Below are 22534 nucleotides of genomic sequence, written 5' to 3'. Positions count from 1 at the left end.
AATGACAAGGAAAGAATTAAAAGTTATGAATCCATATACGGAAAAAGAAATGTATTCCTTTCCAATGGATACTATGGAAGAAGCCATAGCAAAAGTTGAAAAAGCACATAAAGCCTATCAGGATTGGAAATGTACATCGATAGAAACACGTAAACAACTATGTTTACGGTTTATGGAGGAATTTGAGAAATCACGCGACAAAATAGCCCGTGAAATTACGGAACAAATGGGCAAACCGCTATGGCAATCCCAAAATGAGGTCAACACCATGTTAGACCGAGCACAATATATGATAGGAATTGCTGAGAAAACATTAGCAGATGAATATTTGCCTGAAAAGCCTGGTTTCGTTCGCTATATTCGTCATGAACCTATTGGCGTGGTTCTTGATATTTCCGCATGGAATTATCCTTTACTTATTGCTGTCAATGTCATTGTGCCAGCTATTATGGCTGGTAATGCTGTGATAGTAAAACATGCACGGCTAACACCTCTCTGTGGAAAAGCATTTGTTGAATGTTTTGAAAAGGCAGGAGCACCAGAAGGGTTGATTCAAGATTTAATTGCAGACCATCAGGTCGTTGATGCTGTGATAAAACATCCAAAGATAGGCTTCGTTTCGTTTACTGGTTCCGTACGAGGCGGACACGAAATTGTTCAAAGTGCATCTACCCGATTTATCAATCAAGGTTTGGAATTAGGAGGGAAAGACCCAGCTTATGTTTGTGCCGATGCACCCTTCGATTTTGCAGTAGCGAACTGTGTTGATGGGGCTTTTTATAATGCAGGACAATCCTGCTGTGCAGTGGAACGAATTTATGTGGAAAAACCTATCTATGAGAAATTTGTAGAAGCATTTGTAGAACTAACCCGACAATATAAATTGGGTGACCCCATGCAGAAAGAAACAACAATAGGACCTCTTGCCGTCTCTTCAGCACGTGAGTTTCTGAAAAAGCAAGTAGAAGAAGCAGTTGCTATGGGCGGAACGTTAGTGGTGAGCCCCTCAGAGTTTGAAACGCCTAATCATGGATGGTTCTTTGCTCCAGCTGTCGTTGCGAATGCCCCTCAAAAATCATCTCTCATGCAAGAAGAGAGTTTTGGAACAGTTATTGGAATTTTACCTGTCTCTGGTGATGAAGAAGCCATTACTTATATGAATGACAGTCCGTATGGATTAACTGCATCTATTTGGACCTCTGATTTCGAAAGAGCAAAACGTATCGGTGAACGGGTTGAAACTGGTACTTTTTATATGAACCGTTGTGATTACTTAGACCCTGCTCTTCCCTGGACAGGGGTTAAGGATACTGGAAGAGGTGCCTCTCTTTCCCATTACGGCTACTATCAACTGACACAATTAAAAAGTATGCACTTACGAACCCAATGGCAATAAATAATTAACTTTATATAACAATAAATAAAAAAGAGAAATCTCTTTATATCCAAATTAACTTATACGGTGGCAGTCAATCACGACCACTTTTTCGATAGCCTCTTCCCTCATTGGCGCAATACTTTGATAATGCGGGTCTTTTAAAAATTGGTAATAATGTTCTATAGAAGGCCATTCAATTACACAACAATAATCGGGATGAAAATCGCCACGAAGAATTTCTCTCGGAACTAACCCAACCATTCGATGAGCACCGTATTTCGTCGCTATCGGATTTGCCGCTTCCAAGTAAGAGCGATATCTTGATGCCCCATTCGGTTTCTTAAACCACACTGCTTGAAAAATATATGCCTTCTCTACATCTTTGCCACCCTTTCCATGTTCACGCAAATTTTCCTTTTCTCGTTCATGATGAACGTTCATTGTTTTGACTCCTATGTTCATTCACAATGTATTTTTAATTACATTCTAACACAGAAGAGTTACTATTTAATCCATCTGACTATCTAAATTTTCTAAAAAATAAAAGGTGATAAATCCTACCTTAAAACCCCCTCCTTTTTAATTTTAAAATTTGATACACACCATGTATTTATTTTTCAGTTTACCACCTTTCCACTACTGTTTTTATATAAAATTCCGTGGTTATTACTTTAGTATATGTAAATATTTATAAAGAATGTAATGGTTAAAATTACTTATTTTGTATAGAAAGAAATTTAATACATCATTATTATCATTTTTATTATTATGTTTTTACATTTATGTATGAAATTATTTAGATCTTCTTTTTGTTTTTATGAATGGTCATAATAAAAATTTAACAAGTTCAAATTTGTTACATATTAGAATTATTATTAAAGATTATGGTGTTGATATTATACATTAATGTATGTTAATATGCTACAAATTACTTTAAAAAATTTAGTTTTTGGAGATAAAAATATGGAACAAGAGTATCACCAACAAAGGACAATGTACGAGCCATTTTTTGAACATGATGCATGTGGTGTTGGATTTATAGTAAATATAGATGGTAAGAAATCACATAAAGTAATAAAGGATGCCCTCCAAATTTTGGTTAACCTAACACATCGAGGTGCGTGTGGTTGTGACCCTGAAACAGGGGATGGCTGTGGAATTTTGTTCCAGATACCGCATCGTTTTTTTGAAAAGGAATCAGATAGGTTAGGTTTTGAACTTCCGCCGTTATTTCAATATGGTGTAGGAATGCTTTTCTTACCACAAAGTCAGGAATTAAGAACTGCATGTAAAGAGATTTTAAGGCAAACTATTATTGAAGAGGGTCAGGAATTTTTAGGTTGGCGAGAAGTTCCCCGTAATTCAAAAGCGATTGGCTGGCTTGCTCGTTCAAATGAACCTGTTATAGAGCAGGTATTTATAAAATCGGTCAATAATCCTGACACAGACAGTTTTGAACGGAAACTTTTTATCATACGGAAATCAGCATCGCATAAAATTCGCACCTATTTAGGTGAGCAGAAACATCTTTTTTACATTCCGAGTATGTCTGCACGGACGATTGTTTATAAGGGTTTATTTTTACCAGAGGTTATGGACAGTTATTATGAAGACCTAAGTTCACCAGAGGTTGACACTGCACTTGCTATTATTCATCAACGTTATAGTACAAATACTCTTCCGAGTTGGCCACTTGCTCAACCGTTTCGGTTTCTTGCCCACAATGGTGAGATAAACACGTTACGTGGCAATATCAATCTTATGAGTTCACGTGAGACGGATTTAAGTAGTCCTCTCTTTGGTAATGACATAAAGAAACTGTTTCCATTGTTAACAGAAGGGGCAAGTGATTCTGCCATATTTGATAATGCTTTTGAGCTTCTTGTTCGTGGTGGTCGTAGTGTCGCCCATGCAATGACCATGATGATACCTGAGCCATGGAGTCACCATGAGAGTATGTCCGATGAAAAGAAGGCTTATTATGAGTTTCATGCTTGTAAAATGGAGCCGTGGGATGGTCCTGCATGTATGGCTTTTACAGACGGTGTTCAAATTGGTGCTGTGTTAGACCGAAATGGACTTCGTCCTGCTCGATACTGGATAACGGATGATAATCAGGTTATTATGGCATCTGAAGTTGGTGTGTTGGATATACCTCAGGAAAAGATAATTAAGAAATGGCGACTCCAGCCTGGTCGAATGTTTCTCATTGATATTAATGAAAAACGGATTGTTGAAGATGAGGAGATAAAAGAGAATCTTGCAAAGAGAAAACCTTACCGTGCTTGGCTTAATCTAAGTCGGATTATTTTTCCACGGGAAGTTTTAGAAACTCGACCTACGGTGGAACTGGTCCCACTGAAAAAACGGCAACGTATTTTTGGGTATACAGAGGAAGATATAAATTTTATATTAAAGCCTATGGCAGAAGAAGGAGCAGAACCTGTAGGCTCTATGGGTAATGATGTTCCTCTCGCTGTCCTTTCTGAACGCCCACAGTTACTATTTAACTATTTCAAACAGCTTTTCGCACAAGTCACAAATCCCCCGTTAGACCCGATTCGTGAAGAAATTGTGATGTCCCTTGAAACAGATATTGGGCGAGAATACAATTTATTGGATGAAACCCAAGAAGACTGCCAAATGATACATCTACACTCTCCAATTCTGACCAATGCCCAGGTTACTTATATTCGAAATTTAAAAAAGAAAGGGCATCGGGCTGAATCTATAAGTGTATTATTTCCCGTAAAAGAGGGGGTGCAAGGATTTCTGAATACTATTGATAGAATTTGTAAAGAGGCAGAGGAACATATAAATAATGGAGCAACCATTCTTATCCTTTCGGACCGTGGTGCTGGCTTACATCATGCGCCAATTCCGAGTTTGTTAGCCACTGGAGCAGTTCACCATCATTTAGTGCGTGTTCATAAACGGACACGTTGCGGAATTGTAGTTGAAAGTGGTGAACCACGTGAAGTTATGCATTTTGCTTTGTTATGTGGGTATGGTGCTGGTGCGATTAATCCCTACCTTGCGTTTGAAAGTATCTCGCACATGGTAGAGACAGGAAAGATACAAGAAGATTATCCAGGAGAATCGCATAGGAAGTTTGTAAAAGCGATAGAAAAAGGCTTATTAAAAACAATGTCTAAAATGGGTATTTCTACCCTTCAGAGTTATCGTTGTGCTCAAATTTTTGAGGCAGTGGGATTAAGTCGCAATGTTATTGACCGCTGTTTTACAGGGACACCTTCTCGCATTGGTGGGTTAGATTTTGAAGATATAGCCAAGGAAACATTGGTTCGTCATGAGTTCGCATATAATCCCTATAAGCACCGTGATAATGAATTAGATATTGGTGGGGCGTATCAATGGCGTAGACGAGGTGAGTTTCATCAATGGAACCCTGAGACAATTTCACTTATCCAGCATGCTACGCGTTTGAAGAGTTGGGAAAAGTATTTGCAATTTTCTGAGGAGGTAAATAGTCGTAATAGAACATTTGCTACGTTGCGAGGGCTATTAAAGTTTAAGAAAGGCACTCCAATTCCTTTAGAAGAGGTCGAGCCTGCCACGGAAATTGTAAAACGTTTTTGTACTGGGGCTATGTCCTACGGTTCCATTAGTCAGGAGGCTCATGAAAATCTTGCTATTGCAATGAACCGTATTGGAGGTCGAAGTAACACAGGTGAAGGTGGAGAAGACCCCAAACGGTTTATTATCAGCCCAAATGGGGATAGCAAACGAAGTGCAATAAAACAGGTTGCCTCTGGTAGATTTGGAGTTACCAATGAATACCTTGTAAATGCAGATGAACTTCAAATAAAGATGGCACAGGGAGCCAAGCCAGGTGAAGGTGGACAACTTCCAGGGCATAAAGTATATGAACACATTGCAAAAGTTCGATACTCCACACCTGGGGTAGAACTGATATCTCCACCTCCTCATCATGATATTTACTCAATTGAAGACCTGGCACAACTTATATATGACTTAAAAAATGCAAATATCTATGCTAAAGTATCTGTAAAGTTGGTTTCGGAAGTCGGTGTCGGAACAATCGCTGCAGGTGTTTCAAAAGGGAAAGCAGACCTTGTTTTAATTAGTGGGCATGATGGAGGTACAGGTGCCTCTCCGTTAAGTTCTATTAAGCATGCGGGCTTACCTTGGGAATTAGGCTTGGCAGAAACACATCAAGTCCTTGTTCAAAATAATTTGCGCGACCGGATAAAGGTACAGGTTGATGGTCAGCTAAAAACAGGTAGAGATGTTGTTATTGCAGCAATGTTGGGTGCGGACGAATTCGGTTTTGCTACAGCCCCTCTTATTGTTAGTGGGTGTATTATGATGAGGAAATGCCATAGTGATACTTGCCCTGTTGGCATAGCCACACAAAATCCAGAGTTGCGAAAAAAGTTTGAAGGTAAACCTGAATATGTAGTGAATTATTTCTTCTTTGTTGCGGAAGAAGTACGTCGTATTATGGCTGAATTAGGGTTCCGTAAATTTGATGATATGATAGGAAGGACAGATTATCTTGAATATAACCCTTACCCTGAACACTGGAAAGCGAGGAAGGTTGACCTTTCAGCAGTGTTAGCACAAGTTAAGCCATGGGAAGGTTCAACATTATATTGCAGTAAAAAACAAGACCATGGCATTGAGAAGGCATTGGACAATATTTTATTAGAGAAGGCGAAACCTGCTATAGAACATAAAGAGCCTGTCCGATTTTCAATACAGGTTCGGAATATTCACCGAACAGTAGGCACCATCTTATCAAGTGAGTTAACACGTAGGCATCGTTTGGGAATGTATACAGGGCAATTACCAGAGGATACGGTCTGGATTGATTGCTATGGAGTCGCTGGTCAAAGTTTCGGTGCGTTCATAATAAAAGGTGTTACCCTGAATTTGATTGGCGAAGCGAACGATTATATTGGGAAAGGGTTGTCTGGTGGAAAAATCATTGTTCGTCCGCCAGAAAACTGTCATATCCCGCCAGAAGATAATATTGTGATAGGCAATGTGGCTCTCTATGGAGCGACAGGCGGTGAAGCTTACTTCCGTGGTGTTGCAGGTGAGCGGTTTTGTGTTCGCAACTCTGGGGCTTGGGCTGTTGTAGAAGGTGTTGGGGACCACGGCTGTGAATATATGACGAATGGAAGGGTGGTAGTCCTTGGGAAAACAGGTAGAAACTTTTCAGCGGGAATGACAGGTGGCATTGCTTTTGTATATGACCCCAATAATGAACTTCATATAAAGTGTAATCAGCAAACGGTAGATATGAAACCTCTACATGAAAAGAGTCTACCAGAGTTGCGATATTTGCTTGAAAGGCATGCCCAATATACAGGAAGTCCTATTGCAATTAAGATATTAATGAATTGGGAAAAAGAACAGGAACATTTTATCCGTATAATGCCTAAAGATTATGCTCGTGCCTTAAAACAAATGAATACGACACAGGAAGAATCTAAATTAAAGTTAGCAAATTAGGAGAATGATAATGTTGCCACCAAAGTCGAAAGGATTTATGGTTTTCCAACGGGAATTAGGTTCAGAAGAGCCTATACAACAACGGATAAAACACTTCCGTGAATTTCATCATTCTTTACCAGAAGAGAAAATAAGACAGCAGGCATATCGTTGTATGAACTGCGGTGTCCCTTTTTGTCATCATGGTTGTCCATTAGGCAATCAGATTCCAGACTTCAATGATTGTGTTAAGGATGGTGATTGGAAACGTGCTTTAGAAATACTTCATTCGACGAATAATTTCCCAGAGTTTACAGGTCGTGTTTGCCCAGCACCTTGTGAATCTTCATGTGTGTTGGGAATTAATGAACCACCCGTGACAATAGAACAAATCGAATATGAAATTGCTGAGCGAGGTTGGCGTGAAGGTTGGATAAAACCAGAACCACCTGAATTTCGAACTGGCAAACGTGTTGCCATAATCGGTTCTGGACCCAGCGGACTTTCAGCAGGACAGCAGTTAAATAGAGCAGGACATACTGTACACATATTTGAACGTGCAGATGAACCTGGTGGCTTGCTTATGTATGGCATACCAGGCTTTAAATTGGACAAATCTATTGTTTGGCGAAGATTAAATCAACTTATTGATGAAGGTGTTGTTTTCAAATGTTCTTCTGAGGTGGGTCAAAATATACCTGTAGAACAAATATTGGAGTATGATGCTGTCCTTTTCACAATAGGTTCTACTGTTGCCCGAACTTTTGCCAGTATGAACATCCCAGGCTCTTCTCTCTCTGGAATTCATACAGCAATGGACTTCTTAACTCAAAGTACTCGGAGGTTGTTAGGTAAAAAAATTGAAGGTAAAGAAATTGTGGCTACCAATAAAAATGTTATCGTTATTGGTGGAGGTGATACGGGTTCAGATTGTATTGGGACAAGTATTCGACAGGGTTGTAAATCTGTTGTTAATCTTGAAGTGCTTCCGCGTCCTCCTCTGGAAAGAACAGGCGATAATCTTTGGCCACAATGGCCTATGATTTTACGCACTTCATCCAGTCATGAGGAGGGAGGAGAACGATTATTTAGCGTTATGACAAAATCATTCGAAGGTGATGCACATGGGCACGTAAAAGCGATTAACCTTATCCGTTTAGAATGGTATACAGATGAAAATGGACAGAAGCGAATGCGTGAAATACCAGGCACAGAGATGAAACTACCTTGTGAGCTTGTCATCCTTGCTATGGGATTTGTTGCCCCAGAGACGGATGCTTTCTTAGAGGCTTTAGGTCTGGAACTTACTACAACACGTTTCGGGAAAGCGATAAAAACGAACTCAAAATATATGACAACACATCCTGGTATTTTTTCTGCAGGTGATGCACGTAGAGGACAGTCACTTGTTGTTTGGGCTATCTCTGAAGGCAGAGAGTCGGCTCGATATATTGATGAATGGCTTATGGGGAAGGTCAGTTACCTTCATGCCAAAGACTCCTGGGGCTATTCATGTGAAAGAAAATAACCAAATATTACTTATTTGCCCATCACATTTCGATATTGGTTAATGCGTTCGAGCCAAGAAGTGGTTAGTGTTAAATTTTGCGAAGAGTTGCGTGGCGATGTTGTTGGAACAACATTATACTTATTCATGGCATCTTCTGGCATTGTCCTATAACTTATTTCAGGTGGGCTAAATTCTTTCGTGTCGTGTTCACTGTGTGTGTAGCGAATTGAGCGTCCCGGAACTCCATTATTAGATGCCTTAGATTTTTGTAATGTTTTCGGGTCTGTTCCCCATTCATACAGTATAACAGGTCCCTGATTTCCTGTAGAGACACCATCAACAGATAAATCTAATCCCTGCCGATAATCCATCATCGCTCCTAACCAATCATAAGGGATTCCATTAATATAATCATAGGCTCCAAAAACTCTACCTTCGGAGAAGCCATCATTGTAACCGTCAGAAAAGCCACCGTCTTGCCATTCGATATGACTATCTACTGCAAGGAATGTAGCCCACCCTGCTTGATATGCACAGTCATAACCCTCACTAAAACCAATCGTAAATGCATAATCATATTCCACAAAATACCCATCGTTATAGGCATACCAGAGCCCGTCATAATACCCTCTATCATAGGAAGGGCTGGTTACTGAAGGTATTTGGTCTCCTCGATAATAAATAGGACCGCCATCTACTGTGTCGTAGCTATCATAGAAGCCTGTCCAATAGTAATCATCTTGCATAAAACCATCATAAAATCCCTGTTCATATTCAGCATCATCTTTTTTTGTGGGACATCCTGTCAATAGGATAGTCAATGCGATTACCATTGCAACGTAAACCATTCTGGATTGTTTTAATGATGCCTTTTTCATGATGTGTCTCCTATTTTTAATATTTAATGTCATTATCGGATTCCTCTACCTCCAAACGAAGGTCTACCACCAGAAAATCCTTGCGAGATGGAAGGTGACCTATGTAAGGAGGGTGAAGATGGGGTTGTAATACTTGGAGTATTTAATTTAGGTGATGAAAAGCTTGATGAATTGCGTGGAGAAAAAAGATTGTTCTGTTGAGTTACTCCTGAACTTTCATGGTTGAATGATGGCATGGAAGGGATGCTTGGTCTTATCGATGTGGAAGGGTTAGGAGTTGAAACACGATTTGGAACAGAGAAATTACGTGAATTACCTCCAGAATTAAATAATGAAGTTCCTTTTGATGGTGAAGAGCCGTTTAATGGAGATCTATTTATATTCTGATGATATGTGTGACTTGGTATACTGGGTGTTATCGAATTGCTGTTGTTTCTCGCATTGTTATCGGAAAACCGTGAAGCAATCTCTGGAATTGCTGTTTTCTGTGAACTTCCTGCTCGTTCAGGGATATGATTCATTGTTGTACGAATATCTGAAAGACTTCTGTCCCAATTTTGACTTGAATTTCGAGGTGTAGACCGATTTGTTGGGCTATTGCGGTCTGAAGGTGTGGAGCGTGGTGTTATCCCACGATTGCCAGTGCCAGAATCATTCTTTGGTGATGTTCTTTGTGGATTCGTAGAGCCACCACTTGGAGGATTGTAATTTCGTGGTTTCCGTTCTCCATCCATATCTAATCGTGACAGGGTAGGGGAGTTCATTGTTTTAGGTGTGCGGTCTAAACTACTGGATATTGCTCCTCTCACATCTTTGTGAATGCTCAAATTCTCACGTGCCGTGTTTGTCCGTTCTGCTCCTCTGTTGAGTGTATTCCTGACCGATGATATTCCTGAGATATCTCGTGTGGATGAGGATGTTCGTTCCACAGCCTGTGTAAAACTGGTGTTAATATCCTTCCCACGGATATTACGAACGGAAGTATTCCCCATATCTCCTGTTTTACTTAATAAAGCATTTTCCGAAGAGAATCTAACAGAGGGGGCTCTCGGAGATGTAGTATTTAACTTTACATCACGAAACATATTGCCACGGTCATTTGTCATAGCAGTTCGAACCATCGAACGAGGTGAATTGGTTGACATATTTAGATTTCGTACAGAAGACCGTTGTGAAAAAGAACGTTCCAATTCATTTACACGAGAGCGTGCGAGTGTCCCACTATCATTGTAATAAGACACGCCACGAATAGATCGTGGTGGATTGTAGTCTCGAACGGTGGGTAATGTTTCCTGATACGGGACACGAATCGGCGCTGAAGGATAACGTGTTATATTCCAAACAGAGATATTAGGACGGTTTGTTGCAACGTAATTAACGACGGTTGGTACAACAGGTGCCACGTATACAGGTGCTCTGTAAACATACGTTGCAGGTGCATAGGTGGATGCAGAAACATAAAAGTCCAAACCGCCTACAGAGAAACTAACTCCAGTGGAAACACGAACAGGGCGACAATAGAAATCAACTGGTGTCCAAATGAAATAATCACCACACCGAACTGTTGCTACCCATGCAGGACTCCATATAGGGTCATATCCCCAAACCCAACCGTAAGTCTCATAATATACCCATCTCCCATAATGGGTTGTTATATACCCAAAAGGATATGTTTCAACCCAAACAGACCCAATGGCTGGCACATACGTCCAATAACCTGTGCGGTATGGAACATAATTTACAACAACTGTAGGTCTCCAATAATAACGCTCCTCAATCAGCACCCATTCTCCATTGTCCACCAGTTCTGTATATCCAATTGTTTTGCTGGTGACTTCAACATATTTAGGTGGTGTACGAACAGGTGCAGAAAGTAATTCAGACCTGCCCTGATTCCAACGGTCGAAACTGTCCATTTCATTTGTTGCAAACGAGACAACCTCTGAGGGTAAATATTCCACATCTATCCAGCATCGTTTACCGCTACTTACCATTTCATTGCCACCACGGTCTGTCGTAACGTATGCTTTTCCCCATCTTGTCGAAACACGTGTCGCACCACCATCACCAATATCGATACGGGTACAGGTATTCGGGTCGAATGTTATACGGCAGGCAGGTGTTCGGAATGTTACATTTCCAGAACTGCGGGCAACCCGTTCAATATAAAAAGAACCCGTTATGCCATAAAATATTATTTCAGGGGAAATCTGTTCTACTTTTACTTTGGAAGCATCTGCCATCCGCAGGAAAACTCCCTCAGGAAATTCTATTTCTGTACTCCCTGCTTTATCTGTCCACAACGTGTCACCTGTTAGCACCAATGTATTTAATGTGGCACGACTCCAATCGTCATCGTCAGCCCCTTTTATTAAGGTACTTTCTGCATCATAACTTATCCGTCCATGCAATGGAAAGTCCGCATCTGCATAAATTGTGGGCATTCTTACTATCAATATAGTAAAAATCGCCACAACAAATATTCTTAATATCTCATTGATATTCATATATTTACCCTTTCTGAATTCTTTCAAGGATGTTATGTCGATTGTGTCTTTCATATTCATTCTCCTTATTCATTATATATAGACGAAATAAATCTTAAATACATTTAAATTTTAATTTTCAAACATTTTTAGACATGGAAATAAATTTCTAACGGAATCAATTTCCAAATATAATAACAATTGTAATATGATTATATACTACATCATAATAATTGAGGAATAATGTTCTTTTATAAAAAGGATGGAAAATGAAGTTAGATATTGCGGGAGTATCCGATAAAGGCAGAAAAAAAGACAAAAATGAAGATTTCTTTGGAATATTCCGAAGCGAGTCAACGGATATTAAATTATTTGAAGATGGTGCATTGCTCATTGTAGCAGATGGGTTAGGGGGGCATATTGCAGGTGACGTAGCAAGCAAATTAGCAGTGTCACTAATTAAAGATATCTTAAAAGAAGAACCTTGGCAAGAAAATACCGAGGAAGAGGTGAGAGACTTACGAGATGAAGGACCTTTACCTTTACTTCGTGAGGCATTCCAAAAAGCCAATGAAAGTATCTACAAGACAAACAAAGACTTAGTCAAGGGTAGTAGACCTATGGGGACAACAGCAATTGCAGCTATTGTTATCCCTGGAAAAATTTATATTGCGAATGTAGGTGATTCCAGAGCTTACCACATACGGAACGGCGAAATTTTAGAATTTACCGAAGACCATTCATGGGTCGATGAACAAATAAAACAAGGACTTATGTCCCGTTCGGAAGCAGAAAAGGATACACGAAAACATATTGTAACACGGTGCATAGGAACTCATCCCGATATTGAAGTAGATGTCTATCGTTGGCATCCTGTGTCTGGGGATATTTTACTCCTCTGCACAGATGGCCTTATTAATATGGTTCCCGATAACAAAATCTGCGAGGAAATTCGCAAAGGTGGTACCGCCGGTGAAATAGCACAACGACTTGTAAACCTTGCAAACGAAAACGGTGGTAAAGATAATATTACAGTTATTGTTACTATTATCGAGCCAAAACCATTCCAACAGTTTTTTTTCAAAGTTCGTTTATTCTGGCGGAAACATGGTAGCAAAATACTCAAAACCTTATTCCTCATCGCTTATGGGGCTATTTCCGCTATTGTTGGTTATTATCTCCACGATGTCATTCATTGAAATTTCTGAACAAACAAAAACGAATATAAACAACCTGCCTGTTGCATAAAGAGCATCGTTGGCATATCGCTTGGCAGAATGGGGCGTTTAATTCCATATAAATTCGTTTTCTCAATCGTCAATAACCTCAATTAAATAAGGGGGCAAACTATGCAATGACTATATCCAATTCATTACAATTAAAAAAGATAATGATAATAAATGAATACCATGTTAATACCTAAACAACATATTTCAAAAATTTTAATTATCCGTTTGAGTGCTATTGGTGATGTTATTCGTGTTATTCCTGCAATGGAGGCTATCCGAATAGCCTACCCAGATGCTCAAATTGATTGGGTTGTGGAAAATAAAGCCTGTGATGTCATTAACGAGCATCCCGCATTAAACAATTGCATTATATTTGACCGAACTAACGAGCTCATGACATCTTTGAATAAGTTTTTAACTTTGTGTAGGCACATAAGACAAAATCGATATGACCTTGTTCTTGATTTTCATGGTATCCTAAAAAGTGGTCTTATATCTTTTTTTTCTAAGGCACCGTACCGCATCTCATTCGCACCTCCACGAGCCCAAGAACTGAGTTATATTTTTGCAACTCATCGTGTTTCATTGCCGAAGGATAGGATACTTACCCGCGTAGAAGAAAACTTTTTCCTCGCTGAGGCTATAGGAGCAGAAAAGATAGATGACTGGTTAGGCATGCTACTTCCTGCGGAAATTGAGGAAGAAATACAGGAACTCCTACAAACACTCTGTCAAACAAATAGAAAATTAATTATAATACATCCCCCAGTAGAACGTCCCGAGAAACAGTGGCAATTTGAACACTTTGCAAAACTTGCAGACCTTCTAATCGCAGATGGAAGATTTGAGGTATTATTTACATGGGGTCCAGGACAACTTGATGTCATAAAACAAATAACCAAACGCATGCAATACCCTGTTCTTGTATCTCCTCAATTACCCACATTAAAACATTTAGCCTGCTTGATTTCTCATTCCTCCGTTTTTATTTCAGGTGATACTGGTCCCATGCACTTAGCATGGCTGTTACATCAACCTGCTATTTGCATCTTTGGTGGAACAAACCCACAACAACATGCTCCACATGGCACTTATTTCAAAGTACTTTACAAAGGACCCATTCCTTTCCCAAAGAAAATGACACTTCATCAAGCCCAAGAAGCATTAAAGCAAATTACTCCCGACGAAGTTTTCAAAACCGTCCTCGAACTAACACAACAAATCAATTCGTCATAATTTGATTTATATTTGTATCTTTTACAGATAAAACGTTGTAAACTGTAAAGGAGATTGAAATTATAGCGTATAAAATAATTGCGTACCCTCTCATTTAAAATGTTCGTAGCCTTTGAGGGAGGGAAGTGTGCCATCGATGCGGACACCTTGCCATTCGTTGGTAACATAGCCAATCGCAGTTATGGAACAGGGAAAATGGGCATTGAATTGGGTATATACGTTCTGCCATTTCTCTTTTGGGATAGACACTAATAATTGATATTCTTCTCCACCTGCCAGAATAAAATTATCAATATCGAGATGGTATATTTCGCAAAAATCTGATAGCTCAGTGGATATAGGGATATTATCTTTTTGGATATTAATACCTACACCAGACATTTCTGCGATATGTTCCGCATCAGTAATCAACCCATCGCTGATGTCAATCATAGCAGTTGCTTTGCCTTTTGTGCATAACCATTTCCCTTCTTCCATCCGTGGTATGGGATACCAATGCGAACGCCATAAATCGGGGACAGGTAAATGTTGTTTCAATGCCAATAAACCTGCGGACGAATTTCCTAATGAGCCTGTAACTGCAATAACATCGCCAGGTTTTGCACCAGAGCGGGGGATAAACTTTTTTCGTAAGGCTTCACCTACAACAGTTATATCAATAACAATATTATCATCTGGGGACATGGTTGTATCGCCACCGATGATGGTCCCGTTTACAAATTTAGTTGCCTCTAACATGCCTTTATATATAGCCTCTACTTTTTGTACAGAAATATTTTTGGGTAAAGCTATAGAAACCACTGCCCAACGAGGTTCTCCCCCCATCCCAGCAATATCACTCCATGCAGAAGCCATTGCTTTCCAGCCTATTGCAGATGGCGGAAAATTATCTGATAAAAAATGGATATTCTCTATTGACATATCTGATGAAATTAAGAATAGAGAGGAGCCAGACTTAACTACCGCACAATCATCTCCCAACGATAGAATAACATTTTCTTCGTTCGTTTTTGGGATAAGGGTCTCAAGTTTTTTTATAAATGCTAATTCGCCTATATTTTGAATCTTAATCATACGGTTGTGGGTCTAACTCCCTCCACGCTTGATGTAAAAAGTCAAGTAAATCCCCTGCGGTCATACTTCGGGGGTGTAAGGCTCGTTCCGCAAGGTCTCCAGTTCTACCATGGAGCCACACACCTATTTGACACGCTGGGTAAGGAGAAACTCCTTGTGCTACGAGACCTGCGATAATACCTGCAAGAACATCTCCTGTGCCACCTTTAGACAAGCCATGTCCACCTGTGGTATTTATTGCGTATTCACCGTCAGGGCTTGCAATTACTGTGTGATGTCCTTTTAGAACAACCACTACACCCATCTGTTTTGCAAACTCGAGGGCACATTGTTCCCTTTCTCGTTGTATGTCCCCCGTAGATTTTTTAATTAAGCGGGACATCTCACCTGGATGAGGTGTAAGAATAGGTATTCCTTTACACATTTTCAGAATACCTGGAGTGTCACTGATAGCATTCAGACCATCTGCATCAAGGATAAGAGGCACATCGATATTAGGGACTACCTTTTTAACAAAGTTTACAGTAGATGGATGTTGAGTTAATCCAGGTCCAATAAGAACTGCATTTTTATCTTTCGAGAATTCAATGACTTTTTCAGCACCTTCCTCCGAAAATGTCCCCTCTTTCGTTGAAGGTAATGGATAAAAAATGATTTCCATTAGATTACTTGCAATCACATCTGCCACAACAGATGGAACCGCCAATGTCACCAATCCTGTACCAGAACGCATCCCTGCACATGCGGATAATTTCGCCGCACCTGTATAATATCGCGAACCCGCAACGATAAGAAGATGACCGAATCTGCCTTTATGGTCATGGGATGACCTTGTGGGCAAAATCTTTCTCAATTCATTAACATTTATGAATTTATCCATAACTTTTCCATATTCTTTTCCTTCAATTATAAAACATCTACATCTCCATATATAAACTTGAGAAGCCAATATATCCTTTTTATTTGATGAACCCTACCTCATTTATAGAATGAGGTAGTTATTTTACTTATGATTTTACAAGTGGGATGCTTGCATTATTATTCATCTGGGTTGTTGTTGATGCTCTTTCTAACGCAGGTAATATGGCTGAGCTATTTGGAGATGCTAACGGGGAAAATGTATTTGTTAATAAACTTTGCATTACGTTTCTTTTTTATAAGCATCTATATCTCCTATAATATAAGAAGAAACAAATTTTTTGAGGTTTGATTAGTTGCTGTTATGGAAACGAATTCGAATCAGCCATATCCGCCATTGCGTAACATAGAGGCTTTCCCTGTTCATCATCAGGGACAGACTTTAATCTGTCTTCATGACCCACTGGGGTATGTAAATACAGAGATAACCCTTTCGCCAGCGGCGTTTTTTATTGCTGTTTGTTTAGATGGGAATCATACATTACGGGATATACAGTTAGAGTTTGCTCGTGAGTTTCAAGGTGCCCTTATTCCGAGTGAGCAGATAGAGAAGATAGTAGAATTTCTTGATGAACATGGGTTTCTGTTAAATGAGCGTTTCGAGGAGATTAAAAATCGTATAGAGAGCGAATTCCTTCAGCAAACGGTTCGTCTCCCATATCATGCGGGTCAATCTTATTCTTCAGCGAAACATGAATTGGGGGCTTTTCTTGGTTCACTTTTTACGAAGCCTGGAGGACCTGGACCGTTGCCTGACAAGCAGACGCCGACGGGTGAGAGGATGGTCGGTTTGGTGGTTCCTCATATTGATTTTCAACGTGGTGGAGTTGGTTATGCCCATGCGTATTATCGGCTTTATCAGTGCGAAAAACCAGATACGGTGTTCATTTTTGGGGTTAGTCATCAAGGGGGAAGTACGCCTTTCATCTTGACACGGAAGCATTACAGCACCCCATTAGGCACGATAAAAACAAATCAGGAATGTGTGGATTATCTATCCAAGAATATGGGGATAGACCTATTTGAGTCTGAGATTATGCATCGAATGGAACATTCGATAGAGTTTCAGGTTTTAATGCTAAATTATCTTTTTGGGACAGATATTCAGATTGTACCGATATTATGCGGACCTTTTGCTGATAATGAGTATGAGACACCTCCGGATTCGGTTCCGGATGTAGAGAAATTTCTGCGATTATGTATTGATTATATCGAAGGGAGTAAGGAGCAGATATTGATTCTTTCGGCTTCGGATTTGGCTCATGTAGGTCAACGTTTTGGAGACCCAATTCAGATTGATGATACCATACGGCAACAAATTCGGAATCGGGATGATGAGGACCTTCAGCAAGCACTTAACATGGATGCGGGATGTTTTTATAAGTCAGTTATGAAGGATAAGAATCAACGTCGTGTATGTGGGTTGTTCTCTATTTATTCGACGTTAAGACTAATCCAACATAAAGCAGAACGTTCTGAATTTCTTTATTATGGTCAAGCACCTGACCCTATTGGTGGTATTGTTTCCTTTGCCAGCATTGCTTACTTTGGATAAAAAATTACACTAAAGGTGGGTGTTCTGTGAAGAGTAATTGTTTGTGCTGGATGCGATAGTGATAGAGGCGAAAGGAGAGCCAAGCAGTTGTAAAGTAGAGGAAATTCAAACCCCAGAGTGTAAACCATTCCCAACGCACTTCGTATAGGGAAGCACCCATGTGGTTCATTCGCACAAAACCTGCGGAACCGCTTGTACTCGGAAAGAGTAAAGAAAACCAACGTAACCATTGTGGTAATGTTTCGAGAGGCCATGCAAAACCTACTAATAAAACGGTGGGAATAGAAGTGAAGATAAGGGCAGGTATAGATATTTCCCTGCTGACAAATATTGTGCATAAGGTAAATCCTAATAGGATAATAGAACTTACATAGGGAATTAGGAAAAGCATAACTTCAGGTAAATTGCCTATTTGTGGTAAGTTGTAGATACGGTATATAACCAACATATAAAAGAATGGGAAGAAGATGTACATACTGAAATAGGCAAACCCACGGGCAAGTATGATGCAGAAAAAGATAGGTCTCTCCCCTTTTTCTGGTAGTGGCAAACTTTCATATTGTTCTTGCCTTGTACCAGTAAGTATACCAATACCGATAAGTAATGTTTGCTGTAAAATTAGCATAAGCACCCCTGGAACAACATAGGTAGCATAGCCTCCAACGGGATTAAATAATGCACGAACATCTGTATTGACAATATTCCATTTCATTTGAGCATAAGGCTCAGTCATTCCTTCTGCTGTTAGTCTGCGAATTTCCACGCCAGCGGATAATGTCGCAGTTGCTTTGTAGACGCCTGTAAATATCTGGCGATAAATGAGGAAATAAGAGGCATCGGCGAAGAGTTGAACGACGCTACGTTTTCGAGTTAACACGTTCTTCTCAAATTCATCAGGGATAACAATAACTCCATATGCTTTGCCTGCGGTAATGAGTTCTTTTGCTTCGTTAAAATCAGCCACACGACAATAAATAGTTACCTCTTCTGTGGCATCAATCCACCGGAGGAGTTTTCTGCTTAATGCGGTATTATCTCTATCTACCGCAACTACTTTTAATTCTTTCAAAACTTCTGGCGAATAAGGTAGTGGATAGACCATTGTATAAACACTTAACCCAGCAATAACAATCATGAGTATTCCAGGGTCACTGAAAATAGCGTTATATTCTTCTTTCAATATTTCCCAAAAATACTTTATCATATTTTTCCCCAGTATTCTGGATGGGTTGCAAAACGTTGCCAACGTGGAGCCAATATCAATAGTGGTATAAAGAAGAATAAAAACAAAATTATCATATTCGTCACAGAGACCCAAGTTGGCATACCACGAATGGCTTGTTCAAGGAGTATTTTTAAGTAATAGGTGATTGGCAGGGAATAACTCCATATTTTTGCAGGTAGTGGCATACCAATAACGGGATATGTAATGCCTGCAAATGCGAAAGCAGGACCCGCATAGAAGCCACCCAAACTATTTGCCATTCTTAAATTTGAAGTTAGTGTAACGAAGGCAAAGCCAATACTTTGATATGCAAGGACAAATAAAATACTGGATACAATCACAAAAGATAGATCCCCTTCGAAAGGAACGTTAGCACCGTATACCAACAGGGTAAGCATGAAAAGTGTTAACACGCTAAAAGCAATAGTATAGGGAATGGATTTACCTATAATGGCAATCCAATAATTTCCCCCAGCTTTATCCATCAATTCTTTGACCGTGCCATATTTCAACTCGGAGCCGAAGGCACGAATCATAACCATGATGATGAAAGCCTGAATCATACTTGGAAGCAACGCAGGTAATAGGAAGAACCGATAATTCAAGTTGGGATTATATAAGGGCTGACTATCTAAGGCGATAGGGTTTGCAAAGGTAGGAATATAATTTGCAGGTTCTCCTTTTTGTGAACGGAAATAAAATTCTTCCTGATATGATATTTTACCGATAACCTCACGCAGAGCCCTGCTAATAAGGCTACTGGTTAACATCCATTGATTATTATAAAAAGCAACGACTGCTTCTTCTTTATTACCCATAAGTTTCTGCTCAATGTTTTTGGGGATGTATATCATAGCGTAGGCTCTACCTTCCTTCAACCATTGTTCGCCTTCTTGAAAGTTAGGTGTTACCAGAGCCACTTTAAGAGAAGCGGAAGCATCTGCAGAACGGATAATCTGTCGGGCTAATTCTGAATTTTGATAATTACATACAACTATGGGTAAATCACGAGGAATCTCTTGATAAAAAATGGCATATAAGATAATGAAGCTAATAATAGGTAAAATGAAAGTGAATAAATAATAGAACGGACTATGAGCGATGATGTGAAGTTCCCGTCGGAGGACCTTCATCAGACCCGTTTCCATTATTTTTACCCTCTGTGAAATATGTATTTGTTTAAAAGATTATCAACTCCTTTGCGTATCTTGATGACCCAATCTGCTTCTTTATCTGGACGTTCCCAGGGGACTACCACACTCATACCAGGGCGTAAACCTTCCAGTTTTTGCAATGGTTTTGCCCGAACCTCAAATGTGCGCAAATCAAAACCGCCAGAAGCACTGGTTGCTCGCCACGTCGCAAATTCTCCTAAAGGAGAGATATAGTAAACCTCCATCTCGAGGATGCGTCGGTTTAATGCAGGAATCATTCCTGCAATCACCTGCCCTTTTTTCAAGCCTTTGAGTTGATCTTCACGAATATTAAATGTGACCCATATCTTGTCAGGGTTAATCATAGTCAATATTGGCATACCTGCGGAGGCAATTTCACCAGGATATACAATATGTTCAAGGATTTCCCCGTCCACAGGTGCTGTTACGGTAACTTCTTCAATTAAGGAATCAACTTCTTGAACCGCTCCAGACGCTTGTTGAACTAATGCTTCTGCTGCTTTTTTATCCTCTTCACGTGTCCCATTGAGTGCCATATCGTATTGGGCTCTTGCGGTGGCTTCTAAACGACATGCCATTTTATATTGTGCTTCTACTTCATCACGTTTTTGAGCAGGCACAACCCCTTCCTCAAATAATTTTTGTATTCGCTGAAAACTTTTCTCTGCCAATTCTCTGCCTGCTTGTGCCTGTAGCCATTGGTTTTGAGCCATACGTATTTGCTCTTCACGGGCTCCTTTCTCCGCCTTCTCAAACTGAGCTTGAGCTGCCTTTTGAGCACTTTCCGCTTGCTTTCTTTTTGCTTCTAACTGAGGACGGTCTAATATTGCAATAATCTCACCTTTTTTAACATTTTGCCCTTCTTCAGCAATAATTTCGAGCAAACGACCTGGAACTTTAGCGGAGACATTAATTTTATCTGTCTCAACTTCTCCTTGCAGATAAAATGGTTGAGGCTGGATAAATATATAAGAGAGAAATGAAACGACAAACAAGCCTATCATAAACATGAAAAACGCTACTAACCGCGGATGCCGCATGAGATAATACCCTTCTTTATCGGTTACTTCATAAATTACTAAATAATTGTTAAATTATTTTTCTAAATTATTGTTGTATTGTTATTTCTTCTTCTTCCGCCTCCACCGCCTTAACATCACTCATAAAATCTTGCCATTGTGTAGAACGACCACTGGCTTCTAATAATTGAAACAGTGCGATATCGTAGTCATAAGCGGATTTTAATTTGCCTAATTGTGCTCGCGAATGTTGATAGACCGCATCAACTACTTCCAGGGACGTACTTACACCTTCTTCAAATGCTTTTGTTCGAACGCGTAAATTTTCTTTAGTAAGTTGTAGTGTTGTATCAAAACTTTCCCACTGTTCACGTGCTTTTTTCATCTCTTCATATCTTTTCACCATTAAACTTTCCAGGTCTTTCTTTATTTTTGCCCGCATATACTCTGCTTTTCGAGCCAATGCCTTTGCAGCTGCGGTTTTATGTTTGCCCTGAAAACCATCAAAGAAAGTGTAGTTCATGCCTACTCCAAAAGCCCAAGTAGGGTCTAATAAGGTAAGGTCATCTTTGAAGATTTCATGCATTCCAAAGAGGTATATTGTAGGTCGATTTGCTCCTTTCTCTGCTTTAACTCCTGCATACGCCTGCTCTACTTTGGAAGATACAATAAGAATTGCAGGATGTGTTTCGTCTAAACCTGCCTTCATATTTTCCAATGATGGGTCTGCATTGAGAACAAACAACTCGGATTTCGGTTCCCATATAGAGTTTTCAAAAAGGATATTATTTAGACCTTCAAGAACAATTGTTATATCTCGCTGTGCGGAGGCTTCTTCTTGTTTGGCTTTGGCTAACTCCACCTGAGCATGAAGCAATTCAACTTTGGCGATAATACCTTCACGGAATAAACGTTCTGCACGGTCAACATGACGCTCCATCAATTCCCTTTTTAGAGTTTGCACCTTATAGTTCTGTTTTGCAAGTACTAAACCATAATACCGTTGAGCAAGTTCTGTTAGAAGCTGGCAACGCGTCCATTCTTTTTGTGCGGTCGCTTCTTTCTTGCGATATTGTGATACTTCATTTGCTGCAGAGATGCGTCCACCAGTATATACTGGTAAACTTAACTTAACTTGCCCCTTGGTAAACTGTTTTTCTTGGACTTCATAGGAAAATGGTATCGGGTCAATGCTAATGTCTATCGGAGAATCTAAAAATGTCTGTTTTAGTTCAATCTCTCCTTTAGGATAACGTAACCCCTCTGCTGATTTGAGTTCCTGTTCTTTTTGTTGAATCTCCTCTTCTGCAGCGGAAAGAGACGGATTGTTGGCTTCCATCTTTGCAACAGCATCCGCAAATGATATTGGC

16 protein-coding genes are annotated in these 22534 nt (G+C 39.8%); 6 read left to right on the top strand and 10 right to left on the bottom strand.

All coding sequences use genetic code 11. From position 1 onward, the window contains the following. Window position 1 precedes the first annotated feature (1 nt). Window positions 2-1396: an aldehyde dehydrogenase family protein gene (locus PLJ10_05380; protein HOK09077.1), complete on the top strand. Its 1395-nt coding sequence runs from the start codon at window positions 2-4 to the stop codon at window positions 1394-1396. Window positions 1397-1450: 54 nt separating this feature from the next. Here PLJ10_05380 and PLJ10_05375 read toward each other — a convergent pair whose 3' ends face one another. Then, window positions 1451-1819, bottom strand: a complete 369-nt coding sequence (locus PLJ10_05375; protein ID HOK09076.1) for a DUF1330 domain-containing protein — start codon at window positions 1817-1819, stop codon at window positions 1451-1453. Window positions 1820-2341: 522 nt separating this feature from the next. On the opposite strand from PLJ10_05375, the gene gltB reads away from it, so the two are divergent. Further along, on the top strand, window positions 2342-6880 hold the full coding sequence (gene gltB / locus PLJ10_05370; GenBank protein HOK09075.1) for a glutamate synthase large subunit: 4539 nt from the start codon (window positions 2342-2344) through the stop codon (window positions 6878-6880). Window positions 6881-6890: 10 nt separating this feature from the next. After that, window positions 6891-8387, top strand: coding sequence for a glutamate synthase subunit beta (locus PLJ10_05365; protein ID HOK09074.1), 1497 nt, complete (start codon window positions 6891-6893; stop codon window positions 8385-8387). Window positions 8388-8398: 11 nt separating this feature from the next. Here PLJ10_05365 and PLJ10_05360 read toward each other — a convergent pair whose 3' ends face one another. Continuing rightward, window positions 8399-9247, bottom strand: a complete 849-nt coding sequence (locus PLJ10_05360; protein HOK09073.1) for a hypothetical protein — start codon at window positions 9245-9247, stop codon at window positions 8399-8401. Between the two features lie 32 nt (window positions 9248-9279). Next, complete coding sequence (locus tag PLJ10_05355; protein HOK09072.1) at window positions 9280-11808, bottom strand: hypothetical protein; 2529 nt, start codon at window positions 11806-11808, stop codon at window positions 9280-9282. A gap of 194 nt (window positions 11809-12002) precedes the next feature. Here PLJ10_05355 and PLJ10_05350 point away from each other — a divergent pair, with 194 nt between their 5' ends. Both PLJ10_05350 and PLJ10_05345 read left to right on the top strand, forming a co-directional pair. Continuing rightward, the gene (locus PLJ10_05350) at window positions 12003-12932 is read left to right on the top strand and encodes a Stp1/IreP family PP2C-type Ser/Thr phosphatase (protein HOK09071.1); all 930 of its coding nucleotides are present in this window, start codon (window positions 12003-12005) and stop codon (window positions 12930-12932) included. 201 nt (window positions 12933-13133) lie between these two features. Next, a complete protein-coding gene (locus tag PLJ10_05345) occupies window positions 13134-14198 on the top strand; it encodes a glycosyltransferase family 9 protein (protein HOK09070.1) in 1065 nt (354 codons plus the stop codon). Window positions 14199-14288: 90 nt separating this feature from the next. Here PLJ10_05345 and thiL read toward each other — a convergent pair whose 3' ends face one another. The 3 genes from thiL to PLJ10_05330 all read right to left on the bottom strand — a co-directional run bounded on the left by thiL (window position 14289) and on the right by PLJ10_05330 (window position 16414). Next, the gene (gene thiL / locus PLJ10_05340; protein HOK09069.1) at window positions 14289-15272 is read right to left on the bottom strand and encodes a thiamine-phosphate kinase; all 984 of its coding nucleotides are present in this window, start codon (window positions 15270-15272) and stop codon (window positions 14289-14291) included. After that, window positions 15265-16152: an NAD(P)H-hydrate dehydratase gene (locus PLJ10_05335; protein ID HOK09068.1), complete on the bottom strand. Its 888-nt coding sequence runs from the start codon at window positions 16150-16152 to the stop codon at window positions 15265-15267. The genes thiL and PLJ10_05335 overlap by 8 nt, the downstream gene beginning before the upstream one ends. Before the next feature lie 127 nt (window positions 16153-16279). Continuing rightward, on the bottom strand, window positions 16280-16414 hold the full coding sequence (locus PLJ10_05330; protein HOK09067.1) for a hypothetical protein: 135 nt from the start codon (window positions 16412-16414) through the stop codon (window positions 16280-16282). A gap of 80 nt (window positions 16415-16494) precedes the next feature. Here PLJ10_05330 and amrB point away from each other — a divergent pair, with 80 nt between their 5' ends. After that, complete coding sequence (gene amrB / locus PLJ10_05325; protein HOK09066.1) at window positions 16495-17745, top strand: AmmeMemoRadiSam system protein B; 1251 nt, start codon at window positions 16495-16497, stop codon at window positions 17743-17745. Window positions 17746-17749: 4 nt separating this feature from the next. Here amrB and PLJ10_05320 read toward each other — a convergent pair whose 3' ends face one another. The 4 genes from PLJ10_05320 to PLJ10_05305 all read right to left on the bottom strand — a co-directional run. Next, window positions 17750-18949 carry an ABC transporter permease gene (locus PLJ10_05320; protein HOK09065.1) on the bottom strand — a complete coding sequence of 400 codons (1200 nt, stop codon included), beginning with the start codon at window positions 18947-18949 and terminating at the stop codon, window positions 17750-17752. After that, window positions 18946-20103 (bottom strand): ABC transporter permease, encoded by a 1158-nt coding sequence (locus tag PLJ10_05315; GenBank protein HOK09064.1) that lies wholly within the window; start codon window positions 20101-20103, stop codon window positions 18946-18948. The genes PLJ10_05320 and PLJ10_05315 overlap by 4 nt, the downstream gene beginning before the upstream one ends. Before the next feature lie 20 nt (window positions 20104-20123). After that, window positions 20124-21185 (bottom strand): efflux RND transporter periplasmic adaptor subunit, encoded by a 1062-nt coding sequence (locus PLJ10_05310; protein ID HOK09063.1) that lies wholly within the window; start codon window positions 21183-21185, stop codon window positions 20124-20126. 67 nt (window positions 21186-21252) lie between these two features. Next, window positions 21253-22534 (bottom strand): TolC family protein (locus tag PLJ10_05305; GenBank protein ID HOK09062.1); only part of this gene is annotated, 1282 nt, incomplete at its 5' end.

This window comes from Candidatus Hydrogenedens sp. (genome assembly GCA_035361075.1).
Taxonomy (GTDB): domain Bacteria; phylum Hydrogenedentota; class Hydrogenedentia; order Hydrogenedentales; family Hydrogenedentaceae; genus Hydrogenedens.
This window is presented reverse-complemented; position numbering and strand designations above follow the sequence as displayed.

Bases quoted from the DNA above. Each gene is read 5' to 3' on its own strand.
- PLJ10_05380 (HOK09077.1), top strand. From the start codon at position 2: ATGACAAGGAAAGAATTAAAAGTTATGAATCCATATACGGAAAAAGAA.
- PLJ10_05375 (HOK09076.1), bottom strand. From the start codon at position 1,819: ATGAACGTTCATCATGAACGAGAAAAGGAAAATTTGCGTGAACATGGA.
- gltB (HOK09075.1), top strand. From the start codon at position 2,342: ATGGAACAAGAGTATCACCAACAAAGGACAATGTACGAGCCATTTTTT.
- PLJ10_05365 (HOK09074.1), top strand. From the start codon at position 6,891: ATGTTGCCACCAAAGTCGAAAGGATTTATGGTTTTCCAACGGGAATTA.
- PLJ10_05360 (HOK09073.1), bottom strand. From the start codon at position 9,247: ATGAAAAAGGCATCATTAAAACAATCCAGAATGGTTTACGTTGCAATG.
- PLJ10_05355 (HOK09072.1), bottom strand. From the start codon at position 11,808: ATGAAAGACACAATCGACATAACATCCTTGAAAGAATTCAGAAAGGGT.
- PLJ10_05350 (HOK09071.1), top strand. From the start codon at position 12,003: ATGAAGTTAGATATTGCGGGAGTATCCGATAAAGGCAGAAAAAAAGAC.
- PLJ10_05345 (HOK09070.1), top strand. From the start codon at position 13,134: ATGAATACCATGTTAATACCTAAACAACATATTTCAAAAATTTTAATT.
- thiL (HOK09069.1), bottom strand. From the start codon at position 15,272: ATGATTAAGATTCAAAATATAGGCGAATTAGCATTTATAAAAAAACTT.
- PLJ10_05335 (HOK09068.1), bottom strand. From the start codon at position 16,152: ATGGATAAATTCATAAATGTTAATGAATTGAGAAAGATTTTGCCCACA.
- PLJ10_05330 (HOK09067.1), bottom strand. From the start codon at position 16,414: ATGCAAAGTTTATTAACAAATACATTTTCCCCGTTAGCATCTCCAAAT.
- amrB (HOK09066.1), top strand. From the start codon at position 16,495: ATGGAAACGAATTCGAATCAGCCATATCCGCCATTGCGTAACATAGAG.
- PLJ10_05320 (HOK09065.1), bottom strand. From the start codon at position 18,949: ATGATAAAGTATTTTTGGGAAATATTGAAAGAAGAATATAACGCTATT.
- PLJ10_05315 (HOK09064.1), bottom strand. From the start codon at position 20,103: ATGAAGGTCCTCCGACGGGAACTTCACATCATCGCTCATAGTCCGTTC.
- PLJ10_05310 (HOK09063.1), bottom strand. From the start codon at position 21,185: ATGCGGCATCCGCGGTTAGTAGCGTTTTTCATGTTTATGATAGGCTTG.